We start from the raw sequence: 14,298 nt of genomic DNA, 5'->3' as shown, positions 1-14,298 counted from the left end.
CCGGTCCTTCCCCAGCCGCGCAACGCCGAACGCCCCGAGCTCGCACTGTCGATTGAACCGTGATCGAGCAACCTTCCCTCATAGCCACCCGGAGGGGGCCGGGTTTGCGCCGAAGGTCGAAGCCGTCACGCGGGCAGCCGGTTGAGTTTGCGGATCTGCTTGTCGAAAATCCCAGCGGGGACCAGGCGGCGCATGGTGCTGACCCGCGCGCTTCGCCCTACAGGGTAGCGCGGTTTGGGCTTGGTATCGGTAGCTGCCGCCACGATCGCCTTGGCGACGAGGGCGGGGTCGTCACCGGCCTTGATCGAAGCGGCCACGTAATCCTCGAACACCCGTCGCTGCTGTGCGTAGGCATGGAGGGGTTGGTCGGGCTGCACGGTGTTGGCGTCGAATGCGGTGTTGGTAAAGGCAGGTTCGACGAGCAGAACCCGCACGCCGTACTCGCGGACCTCATGGTCGAGAGATTCGGAGTAGCCCTCGACCGCGTGCTTGGACGCGGCGTATACGGCCATGTAGGGCTGCGGAATGATCCCGAGAATGGAGGACAGGTTGACGATGCGGCCGCTGCCCTGCGCACGCATATGCGGCAAAGCCGCATTCGTCATGCGGATGACGCCGAAGACGTTGATGTCGAAGACATTCTGCGCCAGGGCAGCCGAGTTTTCCTCGGCCGCACCGGCCGATCCGATGCCAGCATTGTTGACCAGAAGATCGAGCCGCCCGGATTGCGCGATGACCGTGGCGACCGCGGCGGTCGCCGAGGCGTCATCGGTGACATCGAGGTCCAGGAATGTCACCCCCTCAAGCGGGGCGAGATGCGCAGTGACGCGGCCGGTTCCGAACACGCGGAAACCGTGCTGTGCCAGCGCGATGGCAGCGGACTTGCCGATGCCGGAGGAAGCGCCCGTTACGAGGGCTACAGGCTGAGTTGTCATGATGGCTCCTGAAAGTCGAGGGATGCGCGATTGGTCGTCTGTGCGGCGACCTGGTTTCCGCATCGCCTACCGTCGGGCGAACTTCTACTGTCGAGCGAGCTGGGAATACAGCGCGGCGGGGTCTGCTCCGAGGCCCGCCTTGACCTGCTGGTGAGCTCGTCTGCGAGGACTTCGAAGGCATCGTTCTCGATACCGTCCAAGGCTTGTACGGCGACGCTGTTCGGGGTGGTTTTCGGGTGCGTCGACCCGGCTGCCATATCGGTGTCGACGCGGATATGTATCTGACTTAGTGGGTGGTGACGGCGACCCGGAGTTGGCGTGCGCCCGCGAGATGGGTGCCATCCTCGCTCCAAGCATCAAGAGTCTCAACTAGCCATCCGCTCGACGAAGCGATCTCAGTTGTGGCGCGCACTAGTACCCACGGAGATTGAACACGAACCTGCCGTCCGCTGGGATAGACCGAGAATTCAACAGTGGGGATCGCAATGAGTTGGTCGAGGAGAACCGAGTAGGACGGTGCTACTGCGTCGAGCAACACGATTAGTCGGTAAACGTCCGGCGTGGTGTCGGCGTTGGCGTAGCGAACCCAAGCGAGAAGTTCTGGCGTGGCGCTCGCTGAGTAAGGGCGGTGCGCGCCAGCGAATCTGACCTCGGTTTGTTCAGCGACAGGAAGAAAATCGGGCGGTACGACGAACGGTTCACAGTCAGATGGCCCTCTGACATCAGGGAACCGGGGCGCCAGGCTCGGAGAGTCGTGTGGCTGGGCGATCCCGAAAACGCCAGTCGCAGTGAGGTTGACTCCAGAAGCTGTCGCGGTGACCGCGCTTACCGTTGTCACCGAGCGGCCTTCGCGTATCTGCTCGGTCGTAACAGCGAAGTCGCTTCTGACTGGCGAATGGAAGTGTGCTGTGACCGCACGCAGTGGCCTGTCGCCGGCGTGGTCGCCCATTGCTGACGTGGCATAGGCGAGGCTGAGTCCGCCATGGAGTCCGCCGAAGCCCCACAGGTGTTTGTCGGCGGACATGAGGCCATCTGGGCGAGCCGTGAGGAAGTCCGCAGCAGATCTGAGAGGCGTAGTAGCGCTGTCGATTGCCATCTTGAAACAGTAGCACCCTGGCATCAGCTAACTATAGTCAGCCTAGGCTTGGGGTATGCGTATGACTCTCGAGGGTGCGTTGGCGGATAGGGGCCACTGGCGCGCAGACGACTGCTCGGTCGTGAGAACGCCAAGGATTGTTGGGTCGCGAACTGCGATGCTATCGTCCGCGAAGCATTTTGCAGCACAATGCGTTTCGCTGACTTCGTCGATCGTGCCGGTGTCGCTGAAGCGGCCGCTTCGACCGCCTCTTGTTCGGCGCCCTGGTGCAGGGTGCGGTGACCGAGCCCGTCATCCCGCTGCGGACCCTTCCTCGGGAACGTATCCACGGCCTGCTGCCGGTGCGTTCCGTTTACCGTATTCGCGGGCTCGATATCGGGCCCGCCGCAGCCGCTGCCAGTACGGCCAAGCCGCGCTGGGCCAGCCTGCGCAAGAGGATCATCAAGATCCCCGCCCGGATCGTGGCCACCGCCCGACGCCTCCCTGCACCTGTCACGCGACCGGCCTTGGGCCCTGGCATGGGAGGCGCTGTGGGCCCTCGCCACCGGGCCACCCACCCCGGTCGCCAATTGACCAACCAGCCGGCACGGCGCGACCAAGGATCAAGTGGAAGAACCGGTACAGGCCGGCGGACGCCCATACCCCAGTCGTCCCCGCCCACCACAGCGACCTCGAAACAGTGCTCCCGAATTACCACCGGTGGATCAGGGGCAAGCCCTGATCCACCGACGAGGCTGGGTCACCCGAGCGTGGCGTAGAACGAGAATGCCCTCCTGAGCGGCGAAGATGTCGATTGCGACGTCAACTTCCATCTGTTCGAGAGGGACACCTTGTCAGTGAAACCCCTCTCGCGCGATCCGGCAGGCCTTCGATGATCCGGACGTGGGTCGGAGGCTGGTGCGGTCCCGCAATGCGGTTGGGCGAGTCTGCTGGCCTGTACGACCTCCTCGGGGAGATGTTGACCTGAGCCAACTGGCCTCTCAATAATGAACCAGTCCTGCCGGAACCGAGCTCGGGTTGCTTAGCTCTCGGCTTGGATTCCGAGGTCGTTCGACGCCAAGACGTTGATGGCGGAGAACTGCAGTGTCCAGAGATTGCCGTGGTGTGGGTACTTCGCGACCATGGCGTCGACGATCTCGGTCGGAGACGACGCGCCTTCATAGGCATCCGCGAAGTCGCGGATGTAATTCCGAGTCTGACTGATCATCGTCTCCACAGCACGGTCATCCCCGTCGGGACGGCGATGACCGGCCACGATCATCTTGGGCGCAAGGCTTTCCACGAGGTCGATGGTCTCGAGCCAGTCCTCCCACTCCTTGGGGCCCGAGAGTCCGAGCATGGGATGGATCTCGTTGTAGATCGCGTCGCCCGCAACCACGAGGTCGATCGAGGGCACATGGACGATCGAGGTCGGGTGGATGTCGGCTTGCTTGACCTCGATGACGCGTAGCTCCGCCCCATCGACCACGAGTGTGTTGCCCTCGAGAGGTTCGGGGAAGACCCCTCCGGCGACGCAGATGTCGCCGAACAGCAGCTCCCACTGGTCGCCCTGGATCTCCATCGTCTCGTGCATGGATTCCACGACGTGGGGCAGTGCGAAGCACCGGGCCTCGGGGAAGCGCTCGAGCAGCGGACCGATCCCGAGGTAGTGGTCAGGGTGGTCGTGTGTCACGTAGATAGTGGTCAGCTTCTTGCCGGTCCGTTCGATCAGATCGCCGAGGTCGCGCACATCCTCCTTGAGGTAGAGGGCATCGATCAACACGGCTTCGGTCTCGCCGCTGATCAGCGTCGCCGTGGTGGGTGAGAACAGGCCTGACGGCATGATCTCGGGCATCTCCTCGAAGGGGACCTGTGGCCATCGGCCGACGAACACCGTGGCGCGAACGGGGGGTTGGTAGGTGGCATTGCTTTGAGCTGACGTCATTTCTTCCTCCGTGGTTGACTGTTGCCGATCATAATGATGTTATAACCTTGTTTTACGATGAGTCGCAAGTCACTGAAGGAGATGAGCCAGCATGCCGATGTGGCAGATCTTTGCCCCTGAAGGGGCGTACGACACCGCCGACAAGGAGGCCTTGTCCAACGCCATCACCGACGTCTACGCCGACCTGGCCGGGCTGCCGCGCTTCTACGTCGTGGTCGTCTTCGAGGAGCGCCGACCGGGCACCATCTGGGTCGGCGGCGAACCGGCCGACAACTTCGTCCGTGTGGTCGTCGACCACATTGCGCGTCAGCTCGACACTCCGGAGCTGCGCGATCTGACGATGGAGATGTTCGAGGCGACGCTCGAGCCGTTCGCGAAGGATCGAGGGTTCGACTGGGAGATTCACATCGACGAGACGCCGATCGATTTATGGCGAACTCAGGGGTTCGTGCCGCCGCCGGCCGAATCCGAGCACGAGAAGAAGTGGGCCGAGGACAACGCGGTTTCGTCGTGGCAGGGCGAGGATGCCGAGATTTTCGCAGACCAGTTGACCTGAGCTCTCGCACGACGAACCCATCCAGTTTCCCAACCCGAGAAGGAATGACATGCCCACCAAGCCCACCGCCCCAGAGATGTTTCGCTTTATCGGCTCCACCTTCGAGGCCGCACGCTCGGACGAGGAAATCCTCGCCAGGATGAACGGAATCCAAGGGACTATGAAAGTAATCACCACCGACCCGGACGGAGTCCTCGTCATCGACATGGCTTCTCAGGAGGCGCGCGAGGGCAATGCCGACGAGGAGGCCGATGCGACACTTCGCATGTCCACGATGGCCGCGAACCTGTTCTGGCAGGGCGAGCTGAACATGCTTGCATCGATGACCCGTGGACTGGTGAGGGTGCAGGGCAAGAAGACCTTGATCGTTCGGGTCCTGCCGATCGCGACCAAGCTCTTCCCGCTGTACATCCAGACCGTCATCGAAGCGGGCCGCGAGGATCTGTTGGTCAAGAAGCCGAGCCCGGCCTCGCCCTGACGCCGAGAGGCCGACGTCGCCGCGCGGGTAGCGTCGGCCTCACGGGCGAACGGTCGGTCTCAGATCTTGGTCTTCGTGGTGGATGACATCGACTGATCCGGGTCATCGCCTTGGCCGGTCATGAAACTCACGGTTAGTGGGACCAAGACCTCGTCGACGGGGTCCGCGAAGCCCGCGAAGTGCCCGCTGAGCTCCAGCGAGATGTAACCGTGCACGAGGCTCCAGAGCTGAGCAGCAAGGTGGCGCCCGCTCGACGAGCGCACGCGACCGGCCTCGACGGCCCGGTCGCAGGCTTTCGCCAAGGTAGCGAAAGACTGTTGGTACGCGGTTGTTCCAGTCGATAGTGCATCCCCGGCCAGCAGCTTGCCGCGGGCTACGTCGCGGCTCTCGGGACCGAAGATCAGGTCGTAGAGGTGGGGGTTCTCGATGGCGAAACGCCGACACTCGATGGCCATGGAGAACAGGTCCGCGATGGAGTCGTCCGAGGGTTCGATGCCGCGCATGCGCGAGTCGAGTCGCGCGAATCCTTCCTCGACGACAGCGGTCATGAGCCCCGGTATGCCGCCGAATGCCGAGTACAGCGCCATCGTCGTCAGGTCGGCCTCGGCGGTGACTGCCCGGGCCTTGATGGCCCCCGGTCCATATTCACCCAAGAGGCGGAGGGCCGCCTCGACCAAGGCGCCTCGGCGTGCCGGGAGAGTGTCGATCGTCGTCACGTCGCCATTCTCCCATAGGCCGCGCCACAGCCTAAACACTGATATAACGTGGTTATTGAACTGAAAGGTCAATGATGTCCAAGCACACCGCCTACCATCGCCAGACCATCACCATTCCGGTGGGTGACAGCTTCTGCACGGCGTGGCTGTATCTGCCTTCTGGGGTGCAGCGGCCTCCCGTGGTCGTCATGGGACACGGCATGGGGGCGACGCGCGAGATGCGCCTCGATGCCTACGCAGAACGATTCGCTGCCCGGGGGATCGCCAGCGTCGCCTTCACTTATCGCAATTTCGGCGACAGCGGTGGCACCCATCGCCAGGAGCTGAATGTGAAGGGCCAGCTGGAGGACTGGGAAGAGGTTCTCGCGCATGCACGCAGCCGTAACGACGTCGACGGCAGCCGCATCGCGATCTGGGGGACCTCGTTCGGCGGGGGCCACGCGATCACCATTGCCTCGCGTCACCCGGAGCTGGCCGCGGCCGTCGCGCAGTGTCCCTTCACTGACGGGCTGTTGACGGCGCTTCGCACCAGCCCCGGCGAGTCCCTTCGGCTCCAGGGGCTGTTTATCCGCGACCTGCTCGCCACCGCCACCCGGCGAGAGCCGGTCTGCCTCCCATTCGCAGGCGCGCACGGCGACGTCGCCATCATGACGGCGCCCGACGCATTGCCCGGATACCAGGCACTCGTGCCCGAGGGGGGAACCTTCGTCAACAGCACGAGGGCGCGTGCGATCCCGCGCATGATCAGGTATCGGCCGGGACGCCGAACGAAGAAGATCCAGATCCCTATCCTCTTCTGTGTCAGCAGCACGGACACGGTCGCCCCGGCCGGTCCGACGCTGAAGTACGCTCACCGGGCTCCGCGCGGCGTGGTACGGACCTATGCGGCCGGACACTTCGACTTCTACACGGGTGAGCCGTTCGAGCAGCTCGTCGCCGAGCAGTCGGAGTTCCTCGCCAAGCACCTGTCGCCCCAGACGCCGGAGGGCCTGCGATGACGTCTCGAGTGCCTGCGCTGGCCAACCACTTCGCGGCACTGTGTGACGCCAGGGCGGACACGGACCCGGACGGTCCGGCGATCGGCGACGGGGTCGGGGTCTTGACGAATCGCGAGCTGCTCGCCCGCGTCGTCGCCGCCGGTGCTCAGCTCCGTGAGCTCGGCGCTCAGCCCGGCGACGTCGTGGCGCTGCGCCTCCCCAACTGTGTGGAGTTCATCGTCTTCCTGTTCGCCGCGTGGCGCATCGGATGCACGGTGACGCCGATCAACCCGGGGCTGATGGAGCATGAGCTGCGATACCAGCTCGACGATTCCGGCGCCACGGTCGTTGTCGACGTGGACGCGTCGACACCGGCTTCCGGGCGCTCGGTCATTGCCGTGCGCGACGCCCCCGCGCCCGGCGCCGACGCGAGTGGTGAACCGGTGGTGAAGGGCGACTCGCTGGCCCTTTTGATCTACACCAGCGGCACCACCGGACGGCCGAAGGGGGTGATGCTCACTCACGAGAACATCCTCGCCATGGCCACAATGGGCGCCAACTCCCTGGGTATCACCGCTGCCGATCGCAGCTTGCTGATCCTGCCTCTGTTCCACGTCAACGGAATCGTCGTCAGCGTCCTGACACCCATGCTCTACGGAGGGAGCACGATCGTCGCGGGACGTTTCGACCTCGCCACGTTCTTCGGCCTGGTCGCGAAGGCGCAACCTACATACTTCAGCGGCGTACCGACGATCTACTCCATGCTGTGCAACGCCCCAGACCTCGGAGCGCTCGAGACGTCGTCACTGCGTTTCGGACTCTGTGGAGCAGCCCCCGCGCCCCACGGGCTGCTGGAGGCCTTCGAGGGTCGATTCGGTTTCCCGGTCGTGGAGGGCTACGGCCTGTCCGAGGGAACATGCGCGTCCACAGTCAATCCGTGGAACGGGCTGCGAAAGCCCGGCACGGTGGGATTGCCCATGCCGGACCAGGAGATCCGCATTGTGGGCGGAGACGGAGCGGTCCTCGGCGCGGGGCTGACGGGCGAGGTTCAACTCAGAGGCGCCAACGTCATGGCGGGCTACCTCGGAAAGCCGGAGGAGACCCGCGCCGCGCTCGTGGACGGTTGGTTGAAGACCGGCGACCTCGGTCACCTGGACACCGACGGTTATCTCGTGATCGACGGGCGAGTCAAGGACATGATCATCCGCGGTGGCGAGAACATCTACCCGCGCGAGATCGAGGACGTCCTGGCAAGTCATCCGGACGTCATCGACGTCGCGGTCGTCGGGAGGCCGGATGAGAAGTGGGGCGAGATCGTTGCTGCGTTCATCACCACTGTTCACGACGGTGATCCGGCGCGCACCGTCGATGCTTTGGAGAGTCTGTGCGAAGCGCAGTTGGCTCCGTACAAGCGACCTGCTGCGATGTGGGTGCTTTCCGCCTTGCCCGTCAATCCTGTCGGCAAGATCGACAAACTCCAACTCCGTTCGATGGCGTCCGACTCCCAGGTGTCGAAGGGTCCTCCGGTCAAAGGCTGAACCCGGATCCAGTCGATTCGTGAGCGGTGATTTCGGGGGATCGCGTTGGTATTCGGGCTCGTGGGCGTGGCTGCGAAAACGCAGGTGGAGGTCGGCGCCCCCGCCAGGACACACAAAACATGGGCAACCGGAAAACGGCTGGTCATCGCGGATTCATATCCGATCTAGCGATGCCGGTTCGCCGGTGCAGGTCCTATCGTGTTCCCATCTTCGTTGAGCCCGCAGCGTGGCACTTCGAAGATGGGAACACGCGCGACCTGGGGTTATTCTCCGGACAGTCGGTGATCGAAGCGGATTTTGCCCTTGGACGAGGGGCGCGCACGTGGTGCGACGGAATATATGAGGCGGCGCGCGGCCGGGGTGTTGATTGGTTCGGTACGGTCGCCTCGATGGTCGAATTGCGCTACCTCACCGAGTGCGCGGAGGCTGTCCGATCGAAGGTCCGCGCCTGGGCTGGCGCCGAAGAGTTCGCGGCGCAGGTTGCGCCGGATTTCGTACTCGGTTACGAACCCGGAGTCCGCCCCGGCACTGAAGTTCGGCCCGGCAAGTCGAGGAGACAGCACAACTGGGTCATCTTCGCTGACGACGAACCGGTGGGAGTGGTCTTCGCGTCGATCCAGAACCAGCGTGATCCTGATAGCGCTGAGCCGGACGATCCCGCCGACTACCCCTGCCTTGGAACGGCGACTTACATCGACTTGTGCCACCGTGGTACGAATACCACTTTGCGCAAAACTGCAGTCGAGTGGCAATTTTCGATATATGCGACCAGGTCCCCGGCGCTGGTCTGGTCAAGTAGCACGGAAGTAAATCATGCGCCTACGACAGGAGATTCACATGCCTTTCCTTAAGCAAAATAACCCTGCGAAGGAAATCAAAGCTGCCCGGTACACCGCGAAATATCCCGACGACTTCGTGGTCTTCTTCATCGGCGCGCGCATCAACAAATTTTGGCGAGTGGACGAGTGGGTGCCGGTCGTGCGCGCAGCTTTCGCTATGGTCAAAGAGGCAAAAGCGCTTCCGAATTCCCCGCTCTTGGAGTCGCGCACCATGCTGTCGGCCTTCGACTGGCGTGTTCCCGTCTTCATCCAGTTCTGGCGATCCTTCGACGAACTCGAGGCATGGGCCAACAGCAAGGATCTTCTTCATCGACCCGCACAATCGGAGTTCTTCCGGCGGACTGCGTTCAACGGGAACGTCGGCGTGTTCCACGAGACGTTTCGGGTGAAAGCTGGCGAGTACGAGGCGATCTACGCGAACATGCCCCGCATCCTCCTGGCTTCTGCAGGCGAATACGTACCGGTGCGGCCGACCACTGCCCGTGACCGCTTCAACACGCGGTAACCAAGCGAGGTCGACACATCATCGGCATGGCTCTGGCTTCACCGCCAACGTGGCGGTCATGTCCGGATTTACGCGGCCTCGGATCCGGAGGGGAGATGAGCGGCGACGCTTCTTACGCGACTGCTGTTGTTGCTGCGCGCACTCGACATGCCCATCAACTGCTGCTGGTGCCGCGTGGTCGGATTGAGCGAACCCGCCGTGTCCCGTCGATCGAAGCCATCGCCAGCTTGGCACGCACACGATCACGTTCGCGCGGGTCCTCGATAGCGTTGATCATCTCCACCTGCACCGCCAGGCTCAATGCGTCCTTGGTGCGGCCCGACACGATCAACGACACCCCACCCAACACGCCGCCGCTCAGCGCCGTGTACACAGTCGCGGCGTCGGACACCAACCCCGACACACCCACACCCACCGACACCACAAACGCCGCCACCGCCGCGAACGCCAAACCTTGCCCCGCCCACAACATGCGCCGCAGGTTGGTGTTCGCGATCTCGGACAACTCCGACCGCGGCACCGCCGACATCGCCGCCCCCACTGTCGGGACCGCCGCCGCCGCGATAGCGGCGATGTTCAGGCCCTGATCGCCAGTGCCGGACGTGGCAGCGGCCAGCATGATCGCGGTGAGGCTCATACTCAATCCTGTCTCGAGGGGGTGCGCAGCGAGAGAAGCACGCAGATACGACACCAGGGTGCGGCGTCGCGGTGGCCGAATCAGCTTCAGATCAAGATCGGCTTCTTCGTGCCGTGTTCGCAATGCGGGCTCGAAAGGGTAATGCCCGACTAGAAACGCGGCGTCGGTGAGGACTGCCGGATCGACCGCCACGGTATTGGCCCAGTGCAGACCGCCGACGACGCGGTCGTGATTGGCCAACGCGTAGGCCAGATCTCGCCAGAAGTCGTGGTAACGGCTGGGGTTGGCGGTGACATCTGTCCCGTCGAAGTCGATGCGCAGCGCGATGTAGCGGGCGAGCTGTGTTTTCACATCGGCGCGGTGATCGCTGTTGTCGTTTAACCGATCTCGCACGCGGCACAGCCACGTCGACAGGTCATAGCCGAGCTCGTCTACGGGGTTTGCGGCGATGTGAGCGAGAAGTCGGCGCTGGTACCAGGGCACGATGTGCAGGAGGACTCGGTTGCGGTCCAGGGTTGCTTGCGTGTCGACGATGGCGGCGGCGAGTAGTTCGCGCAGCAACCTACCCTCCCGCACGCGCCGCTCCCGTTCCCGCCGCTCTCGCCACTCCCGCGCGCGCCGCTCCGGCAGCGTGAGAACCCACTTCCAGGGCCGCGCGGGAGCCGGTATTTCGTGATCGTGTCCGCTGCCCATCGTGAATAGATTGTTGCCCAAATAGTCGATGCGGGCGAGGGTTTCGCTGCCAGCAGCGATCCTGGTGCTTCCCGTTCCGACGTCAGGTGTCAGTAAACCGATCGATACTTCGACGCACGAACCCGACGTTGGTTACGGAGCTGGACTGTGCCACGTCGAAGAGGGAACCTTGAGTTGAGCCCGAACATGTTCGGGCGCAGCGAGTTCCCTGAGCAGCGAGCACCGCGCGGGGGCGACAGAATGGCAGGCCCCCGGATGTCCAACGACCGTCGTCGCACCTATCACTCTGACGGGTCTTACACGTGGACTACCAGGCGCGACCGGTTGAAATCGTTCGCGCGCACCATCGGGCAGGTGCTGGCCGTCGGTGTCGGGATCGCCTTTGTTGTGCTCGCGGTCGCAAATGTTGCCGATGCCTTCAACCAGACCGAAGAGTTCAACCACGTCAAGCACTGCGGTGACGGCCCGGACTGCTTCGAACGCCACGAAGTGTTGGTGGTCGGCGAGACATCAGAACTACGACCAGTCGGAGCGACGGCGATACTCCCATCAGCCACATCACGACCGACTTCATGATCACTTGGCAACGGCCCGATGGATCCCGAAGCAGCGAAGCGGTCTCTCTCGAGCTGTACCGCAACGCCCAGGAGGGACAAGCGGCGACACTGAGGATGTGGCGCGGTCATGACGTCGCTATCACCGCGGGCACCGAGACATATTGGTTCACAGCGCCCGGCGCCGAGGAGGCGACATTCTGGCTGGTTATCGGAGCCGTCGGTCTGGCACTCGTAATATGGAATTCAGCAAGGCTGTGGGCGTGGTTCGTATACGGATGAGGCGTCAGCGGAGTTGGGACACCCGCGCCGGTTGAGTACGAAGGCAACCCGCGCAAGGCGGTGATGCGCTGACCGGTTGAGACCAAGTTCGTTTTCCGAACAGCCCGCCAAGGGCCGTGATCGGTTCGGACCTACGCTGGATCGTCGCCGCGGTCGTCGAGTTCGTGCTGCAGGTCGGTGTTGATGCGCAGCGCTTCGGCGAGCTGATCTTCCAGGATCACGATCCGGCACGACGCGTCGAGGGTGGTACCGGCATCGACGAGTTCGCGCACACGTCCGGTGATCCGCAATTGGTAGCGCGAGTAGCGGCGGTGCCCGCCCTCGGAGCGTTGTGGAGTCAGTAGCCGGGCAGTGTCGAGGCCACGCAGGAACGCTGGGGTGACGCCGGGGATCTCCGCGGCGCGCCCCATGCTGTAGGCGGGATAGGTGTCGTCGTCGAGTTTGTCCGAGGTGCTGGCATCGTCGGCGGGATGGGTGTTCGAGTGCTGCACAAGGACTCTCGGGTTCAACGCCGCAAGGCCCGGCGCGTTGTGCGCCGGGGCCTTGATTTACGACTGGGGGATTGAGTTCAACTGCGTTCACCGGCAATGGGGCCCGGTCAAGAGACTTCGCATCCGGCACTTCCAGGATGCGGAACTAGTAGAGGTCTACTCAGCGGCCAACCACCTCCTGGATCGTCGGGTTCTTCCTGCGGTACTGCACTTGCTGACCGGAAACGATGGATGGAGTTCCCGTCGTTTCTGAAGTCGTTGCGGGCTCGCTGGCCGGGCGAGAAACTGTATCTGATCTGCGACAACTACTCGGTCCACAAGCGAGCCGAGGTCCGAGCGTGGTGCGCGGACAACGACGTCGAGTTGGTGTTCCTGCCGACGTATTCGTCGTGGCTGAACCGCATCGAGTGCGAGTTCGCCGCGCCGCGGTACCTCGCGTTGAACGGGACCGACCACCGCAGCCACGCCGAGCAGGACGCGGTGATCGGTGACTACATCCGCTGGCGTAACCAGCACGCCGGACCTATCCGTGACTTCGCGGTCGGCTCGAAGATCCGGCGGCCGGATTACCTACCCAACGTTGCTTGACGCGGCACTAGCGAGTCAACGGGGTGAGTTCGCCTGCCGGGCCGAAGAGGCGGAGGTTCCAGTCGGCGAGCAGCGCGGTGTTGTCGACGTCGTCGGGGTGGAAGCCGGGGCGCAGGTAGTCGAGTAGGCGGCTGCGGACGGCGGCCGCGAGAAAGGGTGAGTGGCGCAGCGCGGCCAGGCTGGCGAAGAGGCGCCGCGGGTTGTATGCCGCGCGGTCGCCGAGGAGGGAGAGGACGGTGTGTACGGCGGTGTTGAACGTGAAAGTGAACATCAGGACTTGCATCGCCCGGATCCGGATTCGCTCCGAACCGCCAACGGCGCGATAGACATCGAAGGCGACACTGCGGTGTTCGGACTCCTCGAGCGCGTGCCACAGCAGGATCGGCCGCGCATCGCCGGTGCCGAGGAGCGCGCGCGCACGTGGTTCGGCCAGTAGGGTTTCGGCGAGTACGGCGGTGAAGTGCTCTAGTGCGGCGGTCACGGCGAGGCGCGCGTGTGGCGACCGACGACCCATCACCGCGTTGAAGCGACGCGTGGCCCGCTCGCCTCGACCGATCGGGTAGCCCATGGCGCGCAGCCGATCATTGAGCGCGGAGTGTTCGCGGCCATGGGTGACTTCCTGGCCGATGAAGCCCTTCACGCGTTGCCGCAGTTCGGGATCGGTGATCTGCGCGTCGAACTCCCGCACCGACCGTACGAAGAAATCCTCACCCTCAGGAAATACCGAGGACAGGAACGCGACAGCATGGCTCATCACCAGATCGCCGTCGACGAAGTGCCGTTCCGAACTGGCCTCGGGGTAGCCGAACCGGATGCGCCGTACGGGGATCTCGTTCTTGACCATGATCGAAACCAATCTATGAAACAGTGTTTCCTGGAGGGTAGCGGCGCGCACTCCTCCCCACATCCACCCACAGGCGGAAAATGCCGAGCCTCCCTGCACTCGACCGTCGCGGGCGGCAGCCCCGATCAGGGCGGTGCGCAGCCGTTTCGCGCACCGACAGACCGCGATCTTCCAAGGCGTTGAGCAACAGGCGCCCGCGACGCGAGCCCGCGTCCCCGTCGACCCGTGTCAACGCGGGCGCGTAGGTGGTCGCACCGACAAGATCTTGCCCCGGTAGAGGTAGGTGTTGGCGGTGTTGATCGGCCTGGTGCGTTCGAGGTGGGCGCGGGAGCGGTTACTGATTCCGGAGCGTTGTCGGCGGAGCAGGGTTGTCGAGCTCGGCTTCGCCGGCGTCTTGTGAGTCGACACGTTGGTAGCCGTAGGGCGGGCGCCCGCCTGTCAGCAGGCATGTCGATGCCGTGGTCGCTGAATTGCGTTGTGTGTGTAGATAGTTGGCTCAGGCTGCCGAGCGATCGACGAGGTGTGTGCCAGGTAGGTCGCGCGGGTTCGGAGTGGGCGAATCGGCGCGGGTAGCAGCGGAATCGGTGAAGATGATTCGAAAGAAAAGCGAGGCCCGGTGCGCGCACCGGGCCTCGCTCAGACCAT

The 14,298-nt window shown here is 63.8% G+C and carries 15 protein-coding genes; 8 read left to right on the top strand and 7 right to left on the bottom strand.

Annotated elements, in window-relative coordinates; translation table 11 throughout:
• Positions 1–125: 125 nt before the first annotated feature.
• The 3 genes from QX204_RS17165 to QX204_RS17155 form a co-directional block, all read right to left on the bottom strand.
• Positions 126–938, bottom strand: coding sequence for an oxidoreductase (locus QX204_RS17165; RefSeq protein WP_301908024.1), 813 nt, complete (start codon positions 936–938; stop codon positions 126–128).
• 283 nt (positions 939–1,221) lie between these two features.
• A complete protein-coding gene (locus tag QX204_RS17160; RefSeq protein WP_301907882.1) occupies positions 1,222–2,031 on the bottom strand; it encodes a thioesterase family protein in 810 nt (269 codons plus the stop codon).
• A gap of 1,021 nt (positions 2,032–3,052) precedes the next feature.
• Positions 3,053–3,955, bottom strand: a complete 903-nt coding sequence (locus QX204_RS17155; RefSeq protein ID WP_301907881.1) for an MBL fold metallo-hydrolase — start codon at positions 3,953–3,955, stop codon at positions 3,053–3,055.
• Between the two features lie 91 nt (positions 3,956–4,046).
• Here QX204_RS17155 and QX204_RS17150 point away from each other — a divergent pair, with 91 nt between their 5' ends.
• Entirely contained in the window at positions 4,047–4,511 is a 465-nt protein-coding gene (locus tag QX204_RS17150) for a tautomerase family protein (RefSeq protein ID WP_301907880.1), read from the top strand.
• A gap of 49 nt (positions 4,512–4,560) precedes the next feature.
• Positions 4,561–4,989 carry an SCP2 sterol-binding domain-containing protein gene (locus QX204_RS17145; protein WP_301907879.1) on the top strand — a complete coding sequence of 143 codons (429 nt, stop codon included), beginning with the start codon at positions 4,561–4,563 and terminating at the stop codon, positions 4,987–4,989.
• Positions 4,990–5,048: 59 nt separating this feature from the next.
• Here the strand turns inward: QX204_RS17145 and QX204_RS17140 are convergent, their stop codons facing one another.
• Complete coding sequence (locus tag QX204_RS17140) at positions 5,049–5,666, bottom strand: TetR/AcrR family transcriptional regulator (RefSeq protein WP_301907878.1); 618 nt, start codon at positions 5,664–5,666, stop codon at positions 5,049–5,051.
• A 113-nt stretch (positions 5,667–5,779) separates the two neighbouring features.
• Here QX204_RS17140 and QX204_RS17135 point away from each other — a divergent pair, with 113 nt between their 5' ends.
• The 4 genes from QX204_RS17135 to QX204_RS17120 all read left to right on the top strand — a co-directional run bounded on the left by QX204_RS17135 (position 5,780) and on the right by QX204_RS17120 (position 9,564).
• Complete coding sequence (locus tag QX204_RS17135; RefSeq protein ID WP_301907877.1) at positions 5,780–6,703, top strand: alpha/beta hydrolase; 924 nt, start codon at positions 5,780–5,782, stop codon at positions 6,701–6,703.
• Entirely contained in the window at positions 6,700–8,220 is a 1,521-nt protein-coding gene (locus tag QX204_RS17130; RefSeq protein ID WP_301907876.1) for a class I adenylate-forming enzyme family protein, read from the top strand. Before QX204_RS17135 ends, QX204_RS17130 begins: the two co-directional genes overlap by 4 nt.
• Positions 8,221–8,501: 281 nt before the next feature.
• Positions 8,502–9,071, top strand: coding sequence for a hypothetical protein (locus QX204_RS17125; protein WP_301907875.1), 570 nt, complete (start codon positions 8,502–8,504; stop codon positions 9,069–9,071).
• Complete coding sequence (locus QX204_RS17120) at positions 9,058–9,564, top strand: DUF4188 domain-containing protein (protein WP_301907874.1); 507 nt, start codon at positions 9,058–9,060, stop codon at positions 9,562–9,564. Before QX204_RS17125 ends, QX204_RS17120 begins: the two co-directional genes overlap by 14 nt.
• 154 nt (positions 9,565–9,718) lie before the next feature.
• On the opposite strand, the gene QX204_RS17115 is transcribed toward QX204_RS17120, so the two are convergent.
• Positions 9,719–10,777, bottom strand: coding sequence for a hypothetical protein (locus tag QX204_RS17115; RefSeq protein WP_301907873.1), 1,059 nt, complete (start codon positions 10,775–10,777; stop codon positions 9,719–9,721).
• Between the two features lie 372 nt (positions 10,778–11,149).
• Between QX204_RS17115 and QX204_RS17110 the strand changes: the two genes are divergently transcribed.
• A complete protein-coding gene (locus QX204_RS17110) occupies positions 11,150–11,470 on the top strand; it encodes a hypothetical protein (protein WP_301907872.1) in 321 nt (106 codons plus the stop codon).
• A 391-nt stretch (positions 11,471–11,861) separates the two neighbouring features.
• Here the strand turns inward: QX204_RS17110 and QX204_RS17105 are convergent, their stop codons facing one another.
• Complete coding sequence (locus QX204_RS17105) at positions 11,862–12,221, bottom strand: MerR family transcriptional regulator (protein ID WP_301907871.1); 360 nt, start codon at positions 12,219–12,221, stop codon at positions 11,862–11,864.
• 231 nt (positions 12,222–12,452) lie between these two features.
• On the opposite strand from QX204_RS17105, the gene QX204_RS17100 reads away from it, so the two are divergent.
• Positions 12,453–12,809, top strand: a complete 357-nt coding sequence (locus tag QX204_RS17100; protein WP_301907870.1) for a transposase — start codon at positions 12,453–12,455, stop codon at positions 12,807–12,809.
• A gap of 7 nt (positions 12,810–12,816) precedes the next feature.
• Here QX204_RS17100 and QX204_RS17095 read toward each other — a convergent pair whose 3' ends face one another.
• Entirely contained in the window at positions 12,817–13,653 is an 837-nt protein-coding gene (locus tag QX204_RS17095; RefSeq protein ID WP_301907869.1) for a metal-dependent hydrolase, read from the bottom strand.
• Positions 13,654–14,298 lie beyond the last annotated feature (645 nt).

This window comes from Nocardia sp. PE-7, from assembly GCF_030486425.1.
Classification (GTDB): domain Bacteria; phylum Actinomycetota; class Actinomycetes; order Mycobacteriales; family Mycobacteriaceae; genus Nocardia; species Nocardia salmonicida_A.
Note: the sequence above shows the minus strand (reverse complement) of the source record. Positions and strands in the feature narration are given on the sequence as shown.

What these genes read in the sequence shown, in the direction of transcription:
- QX204_RS17160 (WP_301907882.1), bottom strand. Translation starts at nt 2,031, where the DNA reads ATGGCAATCGACAGCGCTACTACGCCTCTCAGATCTGCTGCGGACTTC.
- QX204_RS17155 (WP_301907881.1), bottom strand. Translation starts at nt 3,955, where the DNA reads ATGACGTCAGCTCAAAGCAATGCCACCTACCAACCCCCCGTTCGCGCC.
- QX204_RS17150 (WP_301907880.1), top strand. Translation starts at nt 4,047, where the DNA reads ATGCCGATGTGGCAGATCTTTGCCCCTGAAGGGGCGTACGACACCGCC.
- QX204_RS17145 (WP_301907879.1), top strand. Translation starts at nt 4,561, where the DNA reads ATGCCCACCAAGCCCACCGCCCCAGAGATGTTTCGCTTTATCGGCTCC.
- QX204_RS17135 (WP_301907877.1), top strand. Translation starts at nt 5,780, where the DNA reads ATGTCCAAGCACACCGCCTACCATCGCCAGACCATCACCATTCCGGTG.
- QX204_RS17130 (WP_301907876.1), top strand. Translation starts at nt 6,700, where the DNA reads ATGACGTCTCGAGTGCCTGCGCTGGCCAACCACTTCGCGGCACTGTGT.
- QX204_RS17120 (WP_301907874.1), top strand. Translation starts at nt 9,058, where the DNA reads ATGCCTTTCCTTAAGCAAAATAACCCTGCGAAGGAAATCAAAGCTGCC.
- QX204_RS17110 (WP_301907872.1), top strand. Translation starts at nt 11,150, where the DNA reads ATGTCCAACGACCGTCGTCGCACCTATCACTCTGACGGGTCTTACACG.
- QX204_RS17100 (WP_301907870.1), top strand. Translation starts at nt 12,453, where the DNA reads ATGGAGTTCCCGTCGTTTCTGAAGTCGTTGCGGGCTCGCTGGCCGGGC.
- QX204_RS17095 (WP_301907869.1), bottom strand. Translation starts at nt 13,653, where the DNA reads ATGGTCAAGAACGAGATCCCCGTACGGCGCATCCGGTTCGGCTACCCC.